Origin of the sequence: Acetomicrobium hydrogeniformans ATCC BAA-1850, assembly GCF_000160455.2 — a bacterium.
In the GTDB taxonomy this organism is placed as follows: Bacteria; Synergistota; Synergistia; order Synergistales; family Acetomicrobiaceae; genus Acetomicrobium; species Acetomicrobium thermoterrenum.
This window is the reverse complement of sequence record NZ_ACJX03000001.1, coordinates 1627345-1647216: the sequence shown is the minus strand read 5'-3', so window position 1 is coordinate 1647216 and position 19872 is coordinate 1627345. Positions and strand designations below refer to the sequence as shown.

The 19872-nt window shown below is 46.4% G+C and carries 20 protein-coding genes; 3 read left to right on the top strand and 17 right to left on the bottom strand.

The window, feature by feature from the left end; genetic code table 11:
- Nucleotides 1–6 precede the first annotated feature (6 nt).
- Genes ruvC through nadE form a run of 3 tightly spaced genes read right to left on the bottom strand, consistent with a single transcriptional unit; the run spans nt 7 to nt 2053 of the window.
- Nucleotides 7–504 (bottom strand): crossover junction endodeoxyribonuclease RuvC, encoded by a 498-nt coding sequence (ruvC, locus tag HMPREF1705_RS08195; protein WP_009201269.1) that lies wholly within the window; start codon nt 502–504, stop codon nt 7–9.
- A 4-nt stretch (nt 505–508) separates the two neighbouring features.
- Nucleotides 509–1261, bottom strand: coding sequence for a YebC/PmpR family DNA-binding transcriptional regulator (locus tag HMPREF1705_RS08190; RefSeq protein ID WP_009201270.1), 753 nt, complete (start codon nt 1259–1261; stop codon nt 509–511).
- Nucleotides 1262–1312: 51 nt separating this feature from the next.
- A complete protein-coding gene (gene nadE / locus HMPREF1705_RS08185) occupies nt 1313–2053 on the bottom strand; it encodes an NAD(+) synthase (RefSeq protein ID WP_057940899.1) in 741 nt (246 codons plus the stop codon).
- 123 nt (nt 2054–2176) lie between these two features.
- Between nadE and HMPREF1705_RS08180 the strand changes: the two genes are divergently transcribed.
- A complete protein-coding gene (locus HMPREF1705_RS08180) occupies nt 2177–3859 on the top strand; it encodes a radical SAM protein (RefSeq protein ID WP_009201272.1) in 1683 nt (560 codons plus the stop codon).
- 22 nt (nt 3860–3881) lie between these two features.
- Here the strand turns inward: HMPREF1705_RS08180 and HMPREF1705_RS08175 are convergent, their stop codons facing one another.
- Nucleotides 3882–4424 (bottom strand): hypothetical protein, encoded by a 543-nt coding sequence (locus tag HMPREF1705_RS08175; RefSeq protein WP_009201273.1) that lies wholly within the window; start codon nt 4422–4424, stop codon nt 3882–3884.
- Between the two features lie 38 nt (nt 4425–4462).
- Here HMPREF1705_RS08175 and nikR point away from each other — a divergent pair, with 38 nt between their 5' ends.
- Nucleotides 4463–4867 (top strand): nickel-responsive transcriptional regulator NikR, encoded by a 405-nt coding sequence (nikR, locus tag HMPREF1705_RS08170; RefSeq protein ID WP_009201274.1) that lies wholly within the window; start codon nt 4463–4465, stop codon nt 4865–4867.
- A 70-nt stretch (nt 4868–4937) separates the two neighbouring features.
- Here the strand turns inward: nikR and argF are convergent, their stop codons facing one another.
- From argF to HMPREF1705_RS08140, 6 genes are all read right to left on the bottom strand, one after another.
- Nucleotides 4938–5882 carry an ornithine carbamoyltransferase gene (argF, locus tag HMPREF1705_RS08165; protein WP_009201275.1) on the bottom strand — a complete coding sequence of 315 codons (945 nt, stop codon included), beginning with the start codon at nt 5880–5882 and terminating at the stop codon, nt 4938–4940.
- Nucleotides 5883–5904: 22 nt separating this feature from the next.
- Complete coding sequence (locus HMPREF1705_RS08160; RefSeq protein ID WP_111089598.1) at nt 5905–7137, bottom strand: arginine deiminase; 1233 nt, start codon at nt 7135–7137, stop codon at nt 5905–5907.
- 145 nt (nt 7138–7282) lie between these two features.
- On the bottom strand, nt 7283–7711 hold the full coding sequence (gene speD, locus HMPREF1705_RS08155; protein WP_242603571.1) for an adenosylmethionine decarboxylase: 429 nt from the start codon (nt 7709–7711) through the stop codon (nt 7283–7285).
- Nucleotides 7692–8549 carry an agmatinase gene (gene speB, locus HMPREF1705_RS08150; RefSeq protein WP_009201278.1) on the bottom strand — a complete coding sequence of 286 codons (858 nt, stop codon included), beginning with the start codon at nt 8547–8549 and terminating at the stop codon, nt 7692–7694. Before speB ends, speD begins: the two co-directional genes overlap by 20 nt.
- A complete protein-coding gene (speE, locus tag HMPREF1705_RS08145; RefSeq protein ID WP_057940898.1) occupies nt 8546–9421 on the bottom strand; it encodes a polyamine aminopropyltransferase in 876 nt (291 codons plus the stop codon). Before speE ends, speB begins: the two co-directional genes overlap by 4 nt.
- Nucleotides 9422–9424: 3 nt before the next feature.
- Complete coding sequence (locus HMPREF1705_RS08140) at nt 9425–9910, bottom strand: pyruvoyl-dependent arginine decarboxylase (protein ID WP_009201280.1); 486 nt, start codon at nt 9908–9910, stop codon at nt 9425–9427.
- 234 nt (nt 9911–10144) lie between these two features.
- On the opposite strand from HMPREF1705_RS08140, the gene HMPREF1705_RS08135 reads away from it, so the two are divergent.
- A complete protein-coding gene (locus tag HMPREF1705_RS08135) occupies nt 10145–12415 on the top strand; it encodes a transglycosylase domain-containing protein (protein ID WP_009201281.1) in 2271 nt (756 codons plus the stop codon).
- Here HMPREF1705_RS08135 and HMPREF1705_RS08130 read toward each other — a convergent pair.
- Genes HMPREF1705_RS08130 through ybeY form a run of 7 tightly spaced genes read right to left on the bottom strand, consistent with a single transcriptional unit; the run spans nt 12390 to nt 19865 of the window.
- Nucleotides 12390–13454: a deoxyguanosinetriphosphate triphosphohydrolase gene (locus tag HMPREF1705_RS08130; RefSeq protein WP_040348083.1), complete on the bottom strand. Its 1065-nt coding sequence runs from the start codon at nt 13452–13454 to the stop codon at nt 12390–12392. The two genes, HMPREF1705_RS08135 and HMPREF1705_RS08130, sit on opposite strands and share 26 nt — an antisense overlap.
- Before the next feature lie 12 nt (nt 13455–13466).
- Nucleotides 13467–14267 carry a pyruvate, water dikinase regulatory protein gene (locus tag HMPREF1705_RS08125; RefSeq protein ID WP_009201283.1) on the bottom strand — a complete coding sequence of 267 codons (801 nt, stop codon included), beginning with the start codon at nt 14265–14267 and terminating at the stop codon, nt 13467–13469.
- A gap of 16 nt (nt 14268–14283) precedes the next feature.
- The gene (gene glyS / locus HMPREF1705_RS08120) at nt 14284–16359 is read right to left on the bottom strand and encodes a glycine--tRNA ligase subunit beta (RefSeq protein ID WP_009201284.1); all 2076 of its coding nucleotides are present in this window, start codon (nt 16357–16359) and stop codon (nt 14284–14286) included.
- A 20-nt stretch (nt 16360–16379) separates the two neighbouring features.
- Entirely contained in the window at nt 16380–17267 is an 888-nt protein-coding gene (locus tag HMPREF1705_RS08115) for a glycine--tRNA ligase subunit alpha (RefSeq protein ID WP_009201285.1), read from the bottom strand.
- Nucleotides 17268–17316: 49 nt separating this feature from the next.
- Nucleotides 17317–18021 (bottom strand): DNA repair protein RecO, encoded by a 705-nt coding sequence (recO, locus tag HMPREF1705_RS08110; RefSeq protein WP_009201286.1) that lies wholly within the window; start codon nt 18019–18021, stop codon nt 17317–17319.
- A 34-nt stretch (nt 18022–18055) separates the two neighbouring features.
- Nucleotides 18056–19363, bottom strand: coding sequence for a hemolysin family protein (locus HMPREF1705_RS08105; RefSeq protein WP_040348086.1), 1308 nt, complete (start codon nt 19361–19363; stop codon nt 18056–18058).
- Between the two features lies 1 nt (nt 19364).
- On the bottom strand, nt 19365–19865 hold the full coding sequence (gene ybeY / locus HMPREF1705_RS08100; protein WP_009201288.1) for an rRNA maturation RNase YbeY: 501 nt from the start codon (nt 19863–19865) through the stop codon (nt 19365–19367).
- Nucleotides 19866–19872 lie beyond the last annotated feature (7 nt).

Here is a 19872-nt window from a genome sequence, read left to right as displayed (position 1 = left end):
TATCCTTCATCTCGACATTTCCCGCAAACTCTCGATCCTCCAAAGAGACAATCCCGCAATGGCTATTGCCAGGGCATCGGCAGCATCGTCAGGTTTTGGTACGGACTCCAGGGACAAGATGCATTTGACCATCTCTTGCACCTGGGATTTACTGGCCTTTCCGTACCCGCATACTGCCATCTTGACCTGCGATGGAGTGGGCTCAACGATAGGAAGCCTTTCTTGGGCAGCTAACAACAAGATTACACCCCTGGCCTGCCAAACGTTTTCCGCAGTGGTCAGGTTTTGCCCGAAGAAAAGCCTCTCCATTGCCAAAACATCGGGCCTAATCGTATTGATATGATTTTTAACTTCGTCATATATCATGTTGAGCCTGTCCTGCACGGAGAGGTCGGGGTCGGTATCGATGCATCCAAATGTCAAACCCGACAACGCGCTGCCTTCTTCGTTAACATACCCAAAACCCACTCGACCAATTCCGGGATCTATGCCCAGGCACAACATGAATCTAAGCGCTCTCTAGTTGTTCGAAGATCTCGTCCGGAATATCAAAATTGGCATAGACATTTTGAACGTCGTCGTGATCCTCCAAGGCGTCCAAAAGCTTCAGGAGCTTTGATGCCTCCCCCGTATCGGACACCTGAACCGTAGTTTTAGGTATCATAGCCATTTCGCAGCGATCTATTGGATATCCTTGTTTGGCGAGAAATTCGCTGACTTCATTCAGAGCCGACGGCTCTGTATATACAATGAAAGACGAGTCTTCCTTGACAACGTCCATGGCACCTGCCTCTGCTGCAGTCAGAAGCAGTTCGTCTTCGTTAACCTGAGAGGGAATATAAATAGCCCCTCTCTTTTCGAAGATCCAGGAGACGCAACCCGCCTCTCCCAAGGAACCTCCATGACGGGTAAAGATAAAACGCATCTCCGATGCTGTGCGGTTTCTGTTGTCGGTAGTAGCCTCGACTAGAATGGCCACTCCGCCTGGACCGTATCCCTCGTACATAACATATTCGTAGGAAGCTCCCTCTAACTCGCCAGTACCCCGTTTTATGGCCTTTTGTATGTTTTCCATGGGAACGTTGGCCTCTTTTGCCTTTTCAATGGCATTTTTAAGGGCAACGTTAGCAGAGGGATCTCCTCCGCCCTCTCTAGCGGCAGTAATGATGGCCCTCACCAATTTTTGAAACAATTTACCGCGCTTTGAATCCTGCGCAGCCTTTCTGTACTTTATATTTGCCCATTTAGAATGACCGGACATTTACTATCACCCCTAGTCAATGTAACTCGTTTTACGAGTCCTCAAGGAAATTCAAATTTTACAAATAGGAGGCATTCTCCGCTTGTGTTCACTGCTCCTTCTTGCTCGTTCGACGATATCTCTGACTCTCTCATCCCCCTCCCCAGTAGCCAAATATCTGTCTATTGCATCGTAAGATGCTCCTATTTCATCTTCATCCCTTTGCCCAGGCCACAAGCCTGCAGAGGGAGCTCTATCAATAATAGGAGCAGGTACTCCGAGATGATCCGCAAGGAGTCTGACTTCACCCTTCAGTAGATCGCCCATGGGAAGCAGATCTACACCGCTGTCGCCGTATTTGGTGAAATAGCCCAACTCCAACTCGTCCCTATTGCTCGCGCCACACACGAGAAAGCCGCAATTTTGGGCGAAAAAATAAAGAGTTGTCATTCTGAGCCTCGGCTTGACGTTTGCTATGGCCAAAGGCTTCATCATCTCTTTCTCAAAGGGGAGGATGCCAATAAACGAATTGAACGTCGCAGTCAAGTCGACCTTTTGAACGGGTACTCCGCAACGTTCGGCCAATAAAAGAGCATTCTCCTCATCCTCCGGTTGGCTCTCGCATGGCATTACTATTCCCAAGATATTATCATACCCTAAGGCATCCTTCGCCAGCAAGGCAAGAACGGAGGAATCCAGGCCGCCGCTCAACCCAAAGACTATTCCCCTGACTCCTGCTTCTTCAACTTTATCCCTTATCCAGGTCGTTATTCTTCCCCTCAAAAATTGAGGGTCTCTATAGATATTCTTCACGTTGGCACCCCCCGAAAATTTTACTATACTTAATTTTATCTGCGATGTTGATATAAATTTTAGCATAATATGGAAAAATCGCCTGATAATGGGCAAACAAAGCAGAAGAACTGAGGTGTTTGCATGCCCCTAGGATTGATATTTGACGGATACGTAGACGAACCGGCTTGCTTTGGAGTGCCTCCTTATATATCGCCTTACGTCCGCTATTCCGCCGGCGTTTTAAAACTTTTTGGTTACGAAATAGCCTATTACACCTGCGATCAATGGAGAGAAGATTCGAAGCCTGTGGAAGAGATATTGAGAAGGGCAGACGTAATTGTAATCGCAGCCGGACTTTCCGTGCCCGGCCGCTACAGAGGCGGCACACCTTTGCTCTTAAGTGAACTTCAAAAAATTTCCTCCTTGAAGAGGCGGGGCTTTCTTTTTCTGGGAGGCCCGATAACTTCCGGGTATGCTTTGCGGGGCGGGAAAGAAGCCATGGCCATTTCCGCCGACAACATCGATTTTGTCGTAACAGGCGACCCTGAAGAAGTACTATATCAATTTTTAACAAAAAATGATATAGACCTTCGCGCCAGGAGGACGTACGAAAAGATTAGGCTTTGGAGCGTCTTTGGAAGTGAAGTTGTTAAACTGCACCCCTGGTACCCATGGGTGATGGCGGAACTTGAGTTATCCAGGGGATGCGACAAAGGTGGTACCCCTTGCAGCTTCTGTACCGAAGGAACTTCGATGAAAATTGAGGAAAGGCCTATCTCAGATGTCTTGGACGAGATGAGGGCACTTTACAATTTTGGCATCAGAGCCTTCAGATTTGGCAGATGTTCAAATATACTGACATATCAAGGCACAACTCATGATAACAAAAGAAAACCAAATGCCGATGCCTTGAGAGATCTTTACAGTCAGGCACGAGAAACGTGCCCCCAACTGATGACGCTTCATACCGACAACGCAAACCCTAGAACGATAGTCGATTTTCCCGATGCGGCAGCAGAAGCTATTGAGATAATATCAAAATACAACACCGAGGGCGATGTGCTTTCCTTTGGCATCGAAAATTTACACCCCTTCGTAAGGAATATCAACAATTTAAAGGTAAACTTCGATGAGGCCCTCTTTGCCGTAAAAGTGGTGAACGAAATCGGAGGATGGAGACCTACCCCAAGAAGCCTGCCCAAACTTTTACCGGGGCTGAACTTCCTGGTAGGGCTTGCAGGAGACAGCAACGAATCACTCGAGCTGCACGCCGAATTTTTGGCCCGCATCCTTGAAGAAGGACTAATGTTACGAAGGATAAACATCAGAAAACCAATGCTATTTGAAAACACCCCTCTTAAAGTCCTTATCGACAAATATCCCAGCAAAATAAAAGAAAACCCTTACAAAAAATGGAAAGAATGGGTAAGAAGCCAAATCGACCAACCCCTTTTAAAGCGCCTGGCTCCATTGGGCTGTATAATAAAGAATCTGCGGATCGAGGAAAAGGTAGGTAATCTTTCCTTCGGCAGGCAACTTGCTACATATCCGCTTTTGGTTGGAGTTGTCGATGATACCTTGCCTCTGGGGACCGTAATTGACGCAGCTGTCACAGACTACGGAAGACGTTCCCTTACGGCCGTCCCCTTCCCGCTGGATGTAAACAACTGCCCGCCCGGCTCCCTCACCGCCATACCCGGAATAGGAAGAGCCCGAGCATCTCGCATAATAAGCGAAAGGCCTTTTGCCTCCTTTGAAAAGCTTAAGGAAGCAATTGACGACGAAGAGGTTGCTGAAGGTTTGAAAATATTTACAGCTTTATAGAAGTCGATTTTACAACCGAAATTCAAACTCTCCAGACTGCAAGTGCGGAATCTTGAAAACAAACTTCCTCTCCCTCGGCTGAAAAGGCCCCAAATCGTCGCTCTCCCTTCGAAAGGGAAAAAGCGCAGGCGATATTAACTTTCCAATCTCCCGCCAGAGCTTTAAGCTTAAGCCTCAATTCCGCAATTTCTTCAGCGATCGTAACGCTTGAAAGAAGTAACAAGTCAGGGGCCATATTATATATCTTCCACCTCGATGGGATTTGCAATGCATCGTAGGAAAGGAGCAGGACTTTGTTGCCAAACAAAAAAAATGGATAAACGTCGAAGCTGTCTTTTTCCAAAATGCCGGCATCATTATATAGAAATTGCCTCAATAGCCCGTCTTGACCGACGGTAGAACCGGCAATCCAGCATATCTTTTTTGAGGCAAGGTTGGATATGTTCCGCTCCTCCCCTTCGACGCTTAGCGGGCATATAAAAACCAAATTTGTACTGCTTAAATCTTCTTTGGCGAGTTCTTCGACAGATAAAGCGGTTAATGCTACACTTAAATTGTTTCTCATCTTTCCAGATCACCTTTTTTCGAGGGAGGCAAACCTACATGGAAGAGCTCGTTAGGTTTAGCATATCCATACCAAAATCATTGTTGGACGAATTTGAGAGATGGCTTCATGACCATGGCATGGTCAACCGTTCCGAGGCCCTGAGACAGATGATGCGATCTTTCATAACCCAATCTAAATGGGAGTTCCAGGAGGGAATAGGGAGCGGTACTGTAACGGTAATATACGACCATCACAGACACGACGCCGTTTCCGAAATTACATCCATTCAACACAAATACGGTCATATAATAGTTTGCACTACCCACGTTCATATAGATCATTCCAACTGTCTTGAGGCAATCATATTATTAGGAGAAATCGACGAGATCAAAAGATTCCTGATCGACTTAAATTCATTAAAGGGGATAAAGGAAATAAGAACTTCAATGGTAAATATATAAGCACCTCAAGTGCAACCCTTTGAAAAAACGCGAGCAGGTATCCTGCTCGCGTTTTTATGCCCTTTATTGTTTATAGATTGCCTATTGTTGCCACAATTACAGCCTTTATAGTATGAAGCCTGTTTTCGGCTTCGTCGAATACCTTCGATTGCGCAGATTCAAAAACTTCTTCAGTAACCTCATTGCCCTTGACCGCCGGCAGGCAGTGCAAAAATATGGCGTCTTTGTCAGCAAGACTCATTAAATCGCTATTTACTTGATAGGGCCTCAGCAACTTGATGCGTTCGGCAAGTTTTTCCTCCTCTCCCATGGATGCCCAAACGTCAGTATAGACCGCATGAGCCCCCTTTACGGCTTCACGAGGATCTTCAAAGACTTCTATAACCGCACCGTGCTTTTCTCCTTCCGACCTGCACTCTTTAAGCAGCGCTTCGTCAGGATAGAGCTCTTTGGGGGCAGCTATAACGAAATGCATCCCCAACTTGGAGGAAATTATCATCAAAGAATTGGCGACGTTGTTCCTTCCGTCTCCAACGTAGACAAGTTTCAATCCCTTTACGTCACCGAAATTTTCCTGGATTGTCATCACATCGGCCAAAGCCTGCGTCGGATGGTAACTATCGGTAAGCCCGTTCCAGACGGGAACACCGGCAAATCTGGCCAGCTCTTCCACTGTAGACTGCTTAAAACCTCTAAACTGTATTCCGTCAAACATCCTGCCCAATACCCTGGCAGTGTCTCTGACATCCTCCTTGTGGCCAAGTTGGATGTCATTCTTGCCCAGATATTCGGCATGACCTCCTTCGTCGAGGCAGGCCACGGTAAAGGCGCATCTGGTCCTCGTCGAGGGCTTTTCGAAGATCAATGCCACGTTTTTTCCGGCTAACAAATTGCCCTTGACACCTGCCCTTTTCTTTTCCTTCAGCGAAACGGCTAAATCCAAAAGAAACCTTATCTCCTCAGGCTGATAATCTTTCAACCACAGCAAATGGCGTCCACGCAAGTTAACAGGCATGGTTCAAAACCCCCTTCTCAAATTAATCTCTAAGCAAAGGCATGGACATGCATCTAGGTCCGCCTCGCCCGCGCCCAAGCTCTGCCCCTTTAATCTCATACACCTTTATCCCATTGGCTCTAAGCTCTTGGTTTGTGACCGTATTTCGCCTGTATGTCACTACCACTCCCGGCGCTATAGCAAAGGTGTTTGTGCCATCGTTCCATTGTTCTCTTGCGGCAGCAATGGGATCACCGCCACCGGTTTGAACGAAGTTGATCGTATCCAGTTGCAGGTTGCGTTTCATGGTCTCTAAAAGATCTTCAGATTCAGTCAAATCTACTACCTTTCCATTTTCGTCATAGGATATTTCCCAGACTCGAACGCTGTCCCTAATGCCCGGATATATCACAAAACAGTTTCTATCTACCATTGTGAACACTGTATCCAAATGCATATAGACTCGAACCTTGGGAATGTCAACAGCCAAGACTTTCTTTATGCCCAACTCCTTTGCAAGCTTACGCCCCACTACCTGTATTGCCCCGGGGGTTGTTCTCTGGCTTATCCCAATGGCTATGACCTCGTCAGATAAAACCAATATGTCTCCGCCTTCTATGAAATAGGGGTGTACATTGGTCGTTTCCTCCCCATAAATTATCTTCAAACCCGAAAAATAGGGATGGTGATTGAATATGTACTTTGCATATAAAGGCTCTTTCCTTCTAGCTTCGAAACGCATGACGCTTATAACGACTCCGTCCTTTATGAAAGAGAAGGGGTCGCGCTGGAAAAGGACATTCGGAAGGGGTTTGATCAGAAAATCAGTCTCTTCGGCCGTCAATAAGCAGAGGCTTTTTACGTTTCCTACGAGATCCTTGGCTTCGGAAACGGTCAAGCCAGCAATGAGTACTTCGGAAAGATCGGCTGGAGGCATCTCAAACAAAGCCTTGGTAAGGGATTCCTTCAAATGATGATCCAGCGCCTCCAAAGCTAGCACCTCATCGAGCAGACACTTACGAGTTTCGTCTTCCTTCAATATATGAGCTAAGCAATTACGAAAATAAACTACCTCAATGCCGTTATCCCGTAGCAGATCAGCGAAGGCATCGTGCTCCTTTTGGGCTTCTTCCACCCAAAGGATATCGTCAAAAAGCAATTCGTCCTTGTTATCGATGGTCAAACGGGACAACTCTAAACCGGGCCTGTGAAGAAGCACCCTTCTAAGCTTTCCAATTTCCGAGCCTACATACAATTTTCTGCCGCTGTCATCCACTTCTCTCACCACCGTCGGATGAAATATAATAAACAAACTTACCTCAAAAGTTTATCATATTTATTCAGAGCTTAAAAGGGCGCTTCCACTAAATCAATAGTACAAAACCCTCACCGTCGATGTCCTTCTTATCCGGACTGTTATTTCATTCGCCGCTGACGGCCTCTTTTGCTGAATCAATCGATACGCAATTTTTATTATCAGAGGCTATGAGATTACCCCTCTTTATCTCCATTGTCGTGATCTTCTTCGGTTTAAAATGACTGGACAAATATTCGAATGCTCTCCAGGGATCCGCTTTATCACCGCAAGTGAAGAGGTCAATAGCAGCGTAACCAAATTCCGGCCAGGTATGAATGGCCAGGTGCGATTCCGAAATCACCACAACACCGCTAACACCGTAAGGTTCGAATTTCCTGAATGCCACATCCACTACAGTGGCACCGGTACGTTCTGCTGCTTCGATCATGGCATTTTGAATTCCCCTCATATCGTCGAGCACATCGTACTCGCAATCGTAAGCTTCCATCAAAATATGTCTTCCAAGCGCTTGATTATTGGTCAACGCTGTCACCTCCCAACGTGATTAAAACCTCGCGTACAATTTTTGCCCCCAATAAAGACGTTATATTATTCACGTCATTTGGGGGAGAAATCTCTACCAGGTCAAAGCCTACTACGTTCAATCCCTTGATATCCCTAAGTACGTCGAAAAGATCTGAAACGCCTATGCCGTTCGGTTCAGGAGTGCCGGTTCCGGGAGCTACAGAAGGGTCCAGTACGTCTATGTCCAGGCTTACATATACTGGGCTATCGCCAATTTCGTCTTTCACCTTCCTCAAAGGCTCAGACAGTTGCATCAAATAAAGATCGGTGTTTCTTTTCCCCCATTCGATTTCCTCCATAGAACCAGAACGTATCGCAAATTGGTGCAACATTTTTGTCTTGGTCAAACATTCGGCTACCCTTCGCATGACGGTAGCATGGCTGTATCTGCTTCCTAAATAAAAATCGCGCAGATCGGCATGGGCATCGAAATGAAGGACGTGCAGATCGGAATACTTTGAAATCACGCCTCTAACCCCGGCAAGACTTACCAGATGATCTCCTCCGATCATCAAAATCCTTTTTCCTTTGCCTGCAAAGGAAGTGACCACCTTTTCGACTTTCGTCAAATAGCTTTGCACATCGCCGGGCGATAGAAAGACATTTCCCAGATCAACAAAGGATACATCCTTAAGATCTCCATCGAGGGACGGAGAATAGCTTTCGATGTGATGGGATTCACATCTGATGACATCAGGAGCATATTGAGCTCCCCCTCTTCTCGACACCGTCGCATCGGAGGGAGCGCCAAACATAACCCATTCGGCACTAGCGAAACCAGACCCGCTCTCCAAAAATCGAGTCAATCCGCTTTTGCCTCCTTCAAGTTGTCCCCATCTATAATTTCCCAAACAAAGGGAGGCAACTTAAAGGCTAAGGAATGCATATCATCACTATAATATTTTGTACCTTTTGGTGCCGATCTTCTTTGAATTCTGGGATCTATATTTTTGCTTCCCACTGAATAGGTCCAAAAACCGGTGGGATAGGTTGGTACAACACCCCAAGCCAAATAAACGTTTTCGAAGACGCTCCTTAAACCCTTAACGGCCTCGCTGAGCAACTTGGGCTCAGCAAAGGGGGATTCCGTCTGAGCTATCATTAACCCATTGTCCTTTAACGCCTTGTGAACATCCCTATAAAATTCGGGTTCGAAAAGACCGCTGGCAAAATCTACGGGATCGGTGCTGTCGATTATTACGATATCGAACTCGTTGAAACGCTCTTTTACGTATAGAAGGGCATCCATGGGCTTGATTTCGACTCTCTCGTCCTCTAAAGCGCAAGAAACATTTGGAAAAAAGGTCCTCGATGTATTAATGACGTCTTCGTCAATGTCCACTAAAGTAACTTTTTTCACGGCCTCATGCTTTATTGCCTCGCGCACAACTCCTCCGTCCCCACCTCCGATGACCAATACCCGCTCAGGACAGGGGTGTGCGCATAGCACCAAGTGAGCCATCATTTCGTGGTAGCAGAATTCATCGTTTTCGGTGAGCTGAATCGCTCCGTCCAAAACCAAGACCTTGCCGTATTGATCCGTATCAACTACCAATATGTGCTGATAGGGCGATTGTTTATTCAAAAGCACATCCCTGATCCTCAGGCCAAGCCTTAGATTCGGCGTTTGATATTCCGTAAACCACAGATCTGCTACCCTGCGTTCCATCGCGCCCATCGTTTAATATCCTCCACCTGTAGTTTCATAAAAGAGAGGGCATGCCGCGATTACAGAACCGCATCGTTCTACTTTATGCTCTATTGACTTGACCTTTACCTCTTTCAAGGCCAAACTGCGCATTGCAAATGCTTCACGGACCATTTCCTCCACCTTAAGCGCCGCTTCATCCTTAGTGCAAAAGCCGGAAAATTCCATGATCATTCCAAAAGAAGAGGGATCTTCCGGAATCCCAACGCCAATTGCCGCCGAGATGATTTCACCGGGAACATCGCTCGTCAAAGATCCATATGCTATAGGAAGCAACGAGCCGGCAGGTAGTTTGAAAACATTTTCAAAGGCACATTTCGGAGGCAGTACACTGCTAACCCGAAGTAGGTTCATATTTCCTATGCCAGCATCCAGAAGAGCGGCGTCGAAGGCGGTCAACTTCTTATCACCTTCTCCATGGCCAACCACCAGGGTAAATTTCGTTGGAATTGGTAGCATTGGGCATACCCTCCTTGCTTGAATTTTTAGTTTCCTTCCTTTAATTAAGAGCGGATTACATTATAACCCCCAAGGGGGGTGTGTCAATCGGAAATATAGCATTTTTTTACAAAAAATACATTCAGCTTTATTCCCGTCAAATATGCCTCGCAGGCCTTTCTGTTAACCCCATAATATCAAACATGTTATAATCACTTCTGTTATGAGGAAGAGGTGTTTAGGAGGTTTGATTAAATGAAAAAAACCGACAAGGATGCGAGAAAGGGTCGATTTGCCCTCATCGTAATATACGGTCTGCTATTTCTGTTTTCCATCCTCTTTATTGTCGGCGCCGGGTGGGCTTTGAAGCTGTCCTTCGATTTACCTTCATCAGAGGAGCTTATCGCCTTCGATCCGAGCCTGTCCACAGTGATATATGACAGAAACGGAAAGGAGATTGCCAGGTTATTTAAGGAAAACAGGACCTGGGTGTCGTTGGAGAAGATATCTCCCTGGCTGATAAAGGCTGTTTTAGCTGCAGAAGATGATAATTTCTACAATCACAGAGGAATAGATATAAAAGGAATTATCAGGGCTGCGTGGGTAAATTTGACAAAAAAGGGGACATTTCAGGGGGGCAGTACCATCACCCAACAACTTGCAAGGAATTTATTTCTTTCCAGAGAGAAGACATTGGAGCGAAAGATGAAGGAAGTCATATTGGCCTACAGAATGGAAAGGCTTTACTCTAAGGACCAGATCCTTGAGATGTACCTCAATACTGTATATTGGGGACACGGAACTTACGGCATATACGCCGCTTCCTATAACTACTTAGGAAAGGACCCTTTGACTTTGACGTTACCCGAGGCAGCCATGTTAGCCGGTTTGCTTCCGGGACCGGAATACTACACCCCTTTAAGGCACCCCGACAGGGCAAAAGCAAGACAGTCTTACGTACTTAGGAGAATGGAAGAACTGGGATTAATTGCCTCGGAGGATGTCGACAGGGCTCTTGAAACGGAACTGTCTTTCACCCAAAAAAGGCAACCTACGTTAAACGAAAATCCGGCTCCATATTTCGTTTCTTATATACTATTCAATCATCTGCTCCCAAAATATGGACCGGAAGTTGTATATCAAGGCGGTTTGAAAATTTACACGACACTCGACCTGGAGCTGCAAAAGGCTGCTCAAAGCGCCGTATCTAAACTCAAAAGCGAAGGGGCCCTCGTGGCAATTGATCCAAATACCGGCGAGATTCTCGCTATGGTTGGAGGCAAGGACTTCGACAAAAGCAAATTCAACAGGGCCGTCCAAGCTTACAGAGAACCGGGGTCAGCGTTTAAACCCATCGTATATACGGCTGCCCTCAGCAATGGAATCCGACCTGTAGACCGAGCTCTTGACGCTCCTTTGTCCTTTTCAAATGGTTGGCAACCAACTAATTATGGAAACAAATATAGCGGAGAATGTACCTTGCTTGACGCGCTGACCTATTCTTACAACACGGTAGCCGTTCGCGTTGCCCAACTGATAGGTATAAACGAAATTATCGAAACGGCAAGAAAGATGGGCATAGAAAGCCCCTATCTGCCTTACGACCTGTCGATAGCTCTTGGGTCAGCCAGCGTGACGCCAATGGAACTGGCAACGGCATACAGTGTTTTCGCTAACGGCGGATATAGAATAGAACCCTTCTCGATCAAAAGAGTGGTCGATTTCAGGGGAAAAACCCTGGAGTCAAAGGGCCCAAACCTGGTGAGTGCCATAGACCCCTCGATAGCTGTATCCCTTCGATCCCTTTTGATGGACGTGGTAAACAACGGAACTGGGAGATCGGCCAAAATTCCCGATTACGAAGTTTTCGGAAAGACGGGAACTACTAATGAGTGGCATGACGCATGGTTTGCAGGAGGAGTCCCCGGTCTGGTCTGCGTCGTATATGCCGGACATGACGACCATAAAACTCTTGGTCACGGTAATACCGGAGGTCGCGTAGCTGCTCCCGTATGGAAGGATTTTATGTCCCAAGCCGTAAAGATTGCCGATCTGCAAAGACATTTCTCCCTTGCGGGGATAATAGGCGAAAAGGTTTTGCAGGTGGAAATATGTCGTGAAACTGGATATCCTGCAAGTCCGGGCTGCCCAAAGGGGGCAACGATTTTGCTTCCCGTCGATCAAATACCTACAAGAAACTGTCCTTATCACGGAGATTATAGCAGTATGTTTCTAGAAGCCTACGATCCTAACGAACCAAAGCTTTATCTCATATCCGGAGATGACCTGTTACTTGCGGAATACGGGATGAAATCGCCTTTCTACGCATCTTTCCCAAGAACCGATGAGCCCGCTTCGAAAAGGGAGTCCTTCCCGTCACCTTCAGAGATTCCCAAGCCTCAAATAGTTGAACCCAAGGGCGAACCGCCCTCTGAGGAAATCAAGAAGGTACCCCACGAACCTACTCCGGAAGATATCGAAAAACGATATCAGGAATTGCTCAAGGAGTATGGGTTGGTAGATTAATATCGAGAGGCCAAGGAGTGGGCACCGCTATGGCTTCAAAGAAAGCCAGGGCATATCTATCGGTCATGCCTGAAATAAAATCTATGACACGTGTTGTTTTGTTTGCCTCCGCGTCGGTGAACTCCATGGAATCCAAAATTTGAATGTTCGACATAATATAATTGAATATAGCGCTTAAAACGTACCTTACCTTGGGCCTTTCCTTCTCGGCCTGAGGCCCGGAATATACCCGATTGAAGAGAAACGTCCTGAGCAATTCCATTGCTTCCAGAGCAGTGTCGCTAAAATAAACGCCACTTTCGCCGCTATTTTGAATTACGTCGGTGACCAAGGTTCCAATCCGTTGGCTATGCCTATCGCCCAATATACAGATCACGTCCCTTGGAACTTCTTCCAGGGCAACCAAGCGAGCCCTTAGAGCATCATCCAGATCGTGATTCAAATAAGCGATAGAATCGCTCACCCTCACAACCCAAGCTTCCAAAGTCGACGGGGTTGACAACTCCAAACCCTTATGTACATCTATTTGCCCCTTGCTATGCTGCAATATCCCTTCCCTGACTTCCCAAGTGAGGTTTAGCCCCCTGCCATCTCTCTCCAAAATTTCGACAATCCTTAGGCTTTGCCTGGCATGGTGAAATCCCTTTAACCCATTTTCCCGCACCAACACGTCCAACGCCTCTTCTCCCATATGACCAAATGGCGTATGCCCGAGGTCATGACCCAGAGCTATTGCTTCCGTCAAGTCCTCATTTAATCGCAAAGCCCTGGAAATCGTCCTAGCGATCTGAGCAACCTCCAGGGTATGGGTCAATCGAGTCCTGTAATGATCACCTTCGGGAAGCAGCAGGACTTGCGTTTTATATTTCAACCTCCTGAAGGCCTTACAATGGATGATTCGATCTCTGTCCCTTTGATAGCACGTCCTTATTGGACAGGGCGATTCTGGAACACTTCTTCCTCTGGATTCGGCGCTTTTGGAAGCGTAAGGGGCTAATATCTGTCTTTCCGTCGCTTCCCAAACTTCTCTTGAAGTCAACTCTCTAACACCTCATAGATTTAGATAATCCATAATTTCTTGAGCCGTTTCCTCGACAGCCTTGTTGGTTACATCGAAGATCTTCGCCTTTAGCTCTTCCATTATTTTCTTTGCGTAACCGAGCTCTTCTTCTATTCGTTCCTGTCTGGCATACATAGACACGCCGGGATCCAACCCGAGAACTCTCAACCTCTCTTCTCTAATTCTCCTTAACTTTGCAGGATCAATGGTCAACCCTATTATTCTCTCCCCTTCAACCTCGTAGAGCTCGCCGGGGGGAGGGCTTTCGGGAACCAATGGCATGTTGGCGACCATTAAGCCCTTATGGGCCAAATACATTGCCAAGGGCGTTTTCCCGCTTCTTGAAACCCCGACAAGGACTATATCTGCATCCTTAAGGAGCTCGGGGCTTTTGCCATCGTCGCATTTAATGGCAAACTCGATGGCCTTCACTCTTCTGAAATATTCTTCGTCCATCCTCCTCATTAGACCGGGAGTTTCCCTTGGCGGCGTCCCTATTTTCTTTTCCAATGTCCCAAGAATGGGGCCAAGGACGTCTATAAAATCTATATGGTGGATTTTCGCCTCCTTTGCCAGCAGATTTCGCAACTGATGATCGACTAATGTGGCTATGATCAGGGCATTCTCCCCTTGAGCCCTTCTTATTATTTCCATAAGGCGATCCTGATTGTTCACATATCTGAAACGCACCATCTCGCTATCTTTTCCGTTGAACTGACTCGTTGCCGCCTTAGCCACATGCTCAGCCGTCTCGCCGGTAAAATCAGACACTATGAAAATTTTTACACCCATATCAGTCTCACCCGATTTATTCTCTTATAGTCCCGAGATCGCCGATCAAGCGGAATAAAGCGTCGCATTCCGCAAGCAAAGCAAGCCTGTTCATTCTGAGAAGGGGGTCATCGGCCATCACCAGCACTTCCTCGAAAAACCTTGATATAATAGGTTCTAATTCCAAGAGCGAGTTAATGATCCTATCCCAGTCAAAGCTTTTCAAAGCATCCCGCAAAACCGGAGCTATCACGCTGATTTTATGATATAACTCCTTCTCGACCTCGCTTTGAAAATAACTTTCATCAACCTTGCCCTTGCCAGTGTCAAGAGCGGAGGCCTTTGCCAAAATATTTCTTACTCTAACGGCAGCGGTAGCCAGACGTTGGAACCACTCCTCATTTCTTACCGATTCCAGCTTTTCGGCAAGCTTCAAGGCCTGCAAGGGTCTCTGCCCTATTACGGCAAGGGAAAGCGTTGCCACGTCGTGGGAAAAACCCTTTTCCCTCAACTGCACATATAGCCTTTGCTTTAAAAAATCCATAACCTTTTGCCCAATGTTCTCCTCACATTTCAGTATAACGGCAGCTTTCTCGACAAGGCTTCCTAAGTCTACGTCCATTTCTAGGCCAATTATCAATTCGTTTAAACACCTTGCGGTCCTTCTCAAGGCGTATGGATCTTGAGATCCTGTTGGAAGCAAGTCCATTTTGCCGCAAGATACAATGTTGTCGATCCTGTCAGCTACACCGATGATCGCTCCAATTACATCCTTTGGCAAGACATCTCCCACGAAGGCAGGGAGGTATTGTTCGTGCAGGGCACGGGCCACTCTTTCGTGTTCACCGTTTGCTTTTGCATACTCCCTACCGATCACACCCCTAAGTTCGGGGAATTCGTAGACCATATTTGTCACCAAATCCGCCTTAGAAAGAAAAGCGGCTCTCTCCACCAGATCGGCCACTTCCTTACCATAGCCTAACTCCTTGCATAAATGAAGGGCTATATCCTTAACCCTAACGACCTTATCCAACAATGTACCGAGAGATTCCTGGTAAACTATGTTTTGCAGTTCGTTAACCCTTGCTGCTAACGGTTTTTTCAGGTCCTCGTTATAGAAGAAGACAGCATCGGAAAGCCTTGCCCTGAGAACCCTTTCGTTTCCTTCCTTTACAACGTCCATATCGGTAGCCATATTATTGCTCACTCCGATGAAGGCGGGTTGCAATTTCCCCGAGTCGTCTTTTAGGGGAAAATATTTTTGGTGATGAATCATAACAGTAATAAGGACTTCCTCGGGAAGGGACAAAAATCTTTCTTCAAATGTTCCCATGAAGGGGAAAGGATACTCAACGAGGAATACGTTCTCATCTACCAAATCGGGAGGGAGCATAGCCTTGACATGGTTTTCCCTTTCTATGGCTCTTATTCCGGAGAGGATCTTCTCCTTCCTCTTAGCATGATCTACGATTACGTAATTATCGTAAAGCTTCTCAAGATACTCGTCCGCGGAGTTTATCTCGACGTTGCTGGAGCCTAAAAACCTGTGACCACGGCTGATATTTTTGCCGACTAGATTGCCCAATTTCACAGGAACTACCTCATCTCCGTAAAGACACAAAAGCCAGCGGATGGGCCTTACAAATTTGAACCCCGGATCCATCCAATACATGTTTTTGGGAAATACCAACCTCCTGACCAATCTTTCAAGCAGCGAAGGTAAGATCGAAAGGGTTTCCCTGCCTTCCTGTCTTATAACTGCAAAAGCATAAAACTGGCCGTTAATCTCTTGCCTTTTTAGAGATTCAACGGGTACCCCTCTGCTTTTGGCAAAACCTATAGCTGCCCTTGTGGGGTTGCTGTAATCATCAAAGGCTTGACTCCACAGAGGACCTTTGATTTCTTCGATCAGATCTTCCTGCTTCTCCGCAAGTCCTCTTAAGAGTAACGCAATCCTACGCGGAGTTCCGAAGCTTTCCATAACATCATAGCTCAGACGCTCCTTTTGAAACTCATCGTCAGCTATTTTCTTGATCTCCTCTAGTGCCCAGGGCATAAATCGGGCCGGAATTTCTTCTGTGCCAATCTCAAAGAGTAAATTTCTCGCATTCATCTCCCGATCCTCCCGACTAATTAAGGATTAACTCGCGCAAACTTCTTCATAAGCGGATAACCTGCAGCTCTGCGTTGTTCGAGATACCCCTGGCAACATAAAGAAGCGATAGCCCTTACTCTGCTGATAAAGCCGGTCCTCTGAGTGATGCTTATTGCATTTCTTGCATCCAACAGATTAAATGTATGAGAGCATTTTAAAACGTAGTCGTAAGCCGGAAGTACCAATCCTTTTTCTATTAGACGTTTCGCTTCGGCTTCATACATATTGAACAACTTAAAAAGCATATCTACATCGGCTTCGTCAAAGTTGTATATTGAATGCTCGACTTCCCCTCTATGATGTATGTCTCCATAGGTAATTTCGTCAACCCAGCGTAAATCGAACAAGCTGTCGACTTTTTGAACGAACATGGCTATACGCTCAATTCCGTAAGTGATCTCAGCGGGAACGATGTCCATATCTATTCCGCCAACTTGCTGAAAATATGTAAATTGCGTGATCTCCATGCCATCGAGCCAAACTTCCCAACCCAATCCCCATGCTCCAATGGTGGGGGATTCCCAGTCATCCTCGACAAATCTAATATCGTGTTCCGCGGGGTCGATACCAAGCGCCTCCAAGCTCTGGAGATATATCTCCTGTATGTCTTCAGGGGCAGGTTGAATTATTACTTGATACTGGTAATAGTGCTGCAACCTGTTGGGGTTTTCGCCATAACGACCATCAGTAGGCCTTCTGCAGGGTTCCACGTAGGCAACCCTCCAGGGCTCAGGACCCAAAACTCTCAAAGTAGTTGCGGGGTTCATCGTGCCAGCCCCAACTTCAATATCGTAGGGTTGCTGAATAACGCAACCTTGTGAAGCCCAAAATCGCTCCAATCTAAAGATGACCTCTTGGAGGTTCACATCAGATTCCTCCCATCCCTATTAAAAATTGAAAGTTCTGAAGATAACCTTATGCCAAACTCAACCTCAATATATCCCTGAGCTTTCTATTATAAACCACGTAATTGGCCCTTAGCTCTACCCGTTGAATCCATCGGACCAGACTTTCGCGGGGAAGGGCGAAGGCAAAAACCATTTCACGCAACTCCTCTTTGGGAATGATCAACTCGTCTTTATTAGAGCGACATTCCTCGCAGAAAACGACATCTCCGTCCCAATAGGCGGTCGTGACTTCTTTCCCACAAGAAGCGCACCTGATGAGCTCCGGTGCCAATCCCCATTTTTTCATCCATCTGTAAAGGAAACGCCATTCTATCATACTCTCGTCTATATCCCCTTCCAAGAGACATAGAGAATCGTAAAAAACAGCCATTACTTCGTTGCAAGGTTGTAGCGGCAGCAAGTACTTTGTCAGAAGATTGGCCCAAATCATGGCCCTCTCCAGCTTGTCGGGATTTGACCTGATGTTCCAATGATCTTCCTTGACCTCTATGTCCCGCAAATAAAGCTGCTTAGGGCTTTTGTAACAGCTGAAATGACCCCAAATTAAAGGTTCTGTAGCTCCACCAAAACGCCTCCTGCCCCGGGCAGCTCCGGGAGCTAAGATCCACTGGGGACCAAAATCTCTAAAAAGGTTATATAGCCTAATATCGCCCTCGCTCGTCTCATGTCTTTTCAGGACGACCCCCGTCAACTTATAGAAACCCTGTCTCATGATTGCCAATCAAACGATGCCCACTCGATAAAATTTAAGCATCTCTATCTTCTTGGTATTCATCCCTCTCCGACTCATTGGAGGGGATATGAACTTTACTGAACCTGAGTCTTTTAACCCTATGTTGGTCGACCTCCATAACCTCGATGTTCCATTCTCCGTAAATAAAGGACTCCCTTGGGACAGGAAACCTTCCGAAGTGACTTAACACAAAACCGGCCACGCTGTCGGCGTCTTCGCATTCGAAGGGGTAGTCCAGATATTCGCTCAGGTCCTCCAAATTCACCAACCCATCCACAATATATATGCCCTCGGATTCTTTATAAATGGGAGGAACCTCTGTATCATATTCGTCCTGTATCTCACCTACGATTTCTTCCAACAAGTCCTCCATGGTTATCAGCCCGGCAGTGCCGCCGTACTCGTCGACCAGTATGGCCATATGAACTCTCTTGCTCCTCATGATGTCGAAGAGATCGCTAATCTTGATGCTCTCGGGAACAAAAAGAGCTTCTCGAATATAATTGATCACGGCATCGTCGTAGTTTCCGTTATATAAGGGCATGATGATATCCTTTACATACAGTATGCCCTTTATATGATCGATATCTCCTTCGTATACGGGGACTCGGGAATGTCCGTACTGGCGAAAGGTCTCGATAGACCCTCCTACCGTAGTCATATCGGGTATGGCAACCATGTCCATCCTAGGGACCATGACTTGATATGCCCTCGTATCCTCAAAGGAGATGATGCCCTTTATCATTCTCCTTTCATCGTCCTCAATAGCCCCCGATTCCTCGCCTATCTTGAGCATTTCTTCAATGTCTTCTCTGGTTATGAACGCTCGTTGTAAAGAGAGATCGAGATGAATCATCTTCCCAAGAATTTTCGTTATAAGTGTTACGAGCCAGACTAAGGGGGAAAGTATCAACCAAACAAACCTCAAAAAGGGCAAGAAAAAAACGACAGCCTTTTCCGCATGGGTAATGGCTAGAGTCTTCGGCAATATTTCGCCGAATATCAGAATAATGAAGGTCATTAGAAGAATAGCGATGGGCAAGCCCTTATCGCCGAAAAAATATACGGCGACCGAGGTGGCAACAGCACTAGCCGCAATATTCACCAAATTGTTGCCTATCAGCGTAACCGTTAGAGCGCGATGAATATCTTCGATTAACCAAGATATTGCCTTGGCTCTTCCGGCAGGCCTCTTTTCCCTTATGGCAAGCAGCTTACCTCTGCCTGTCGCGGTAATCGACGTCTCCGAAGCCGAAAAAATTGCCGATAGCACTAAACAAAAGACCAACAAATAGATACTACTAGGCAGGTCGGTATCCACCTTAAATATCGCCCTCCCTATTTGTTATTAAATATTCCTCTTGTTTTTTCCACATTATAGCCTCTTCTTCCAGCGTAGCATGATCATACCCCAACAGATGCAGCAACCCGTGCACATAGATCAACTTAAGTTCTTCCTCGGGGTTTTTCCCCAAAACACGGGCATTTTCCGCAACTACATAGGGACATATTACGATATCTCCCAAGGACACCTCGCCTGCAATTTCTTCCGGCATGCAAAAGGTTCCCTCTTCTTCCCACAAAGGAAAGGACAGGACATCCGTCGGTTCGTCTATACCTCGATGCCTTTTGTTCAATTCCTGCATCCTTTCCGGCCCAAGAAGAGTCAAAGATATCTCTATTGATACATGAGGGTCAAGGCGTGAGGTCCTCAGTTCTTGGCTTATAATTTTATCAGACAGTCCCTTGAATTCTTCTAGCATTTTATCGGTAATTTCAAAGTCGCGCAATTCTTCATCGTTGACGTCTAAATTGATGTTCAACCCTGCC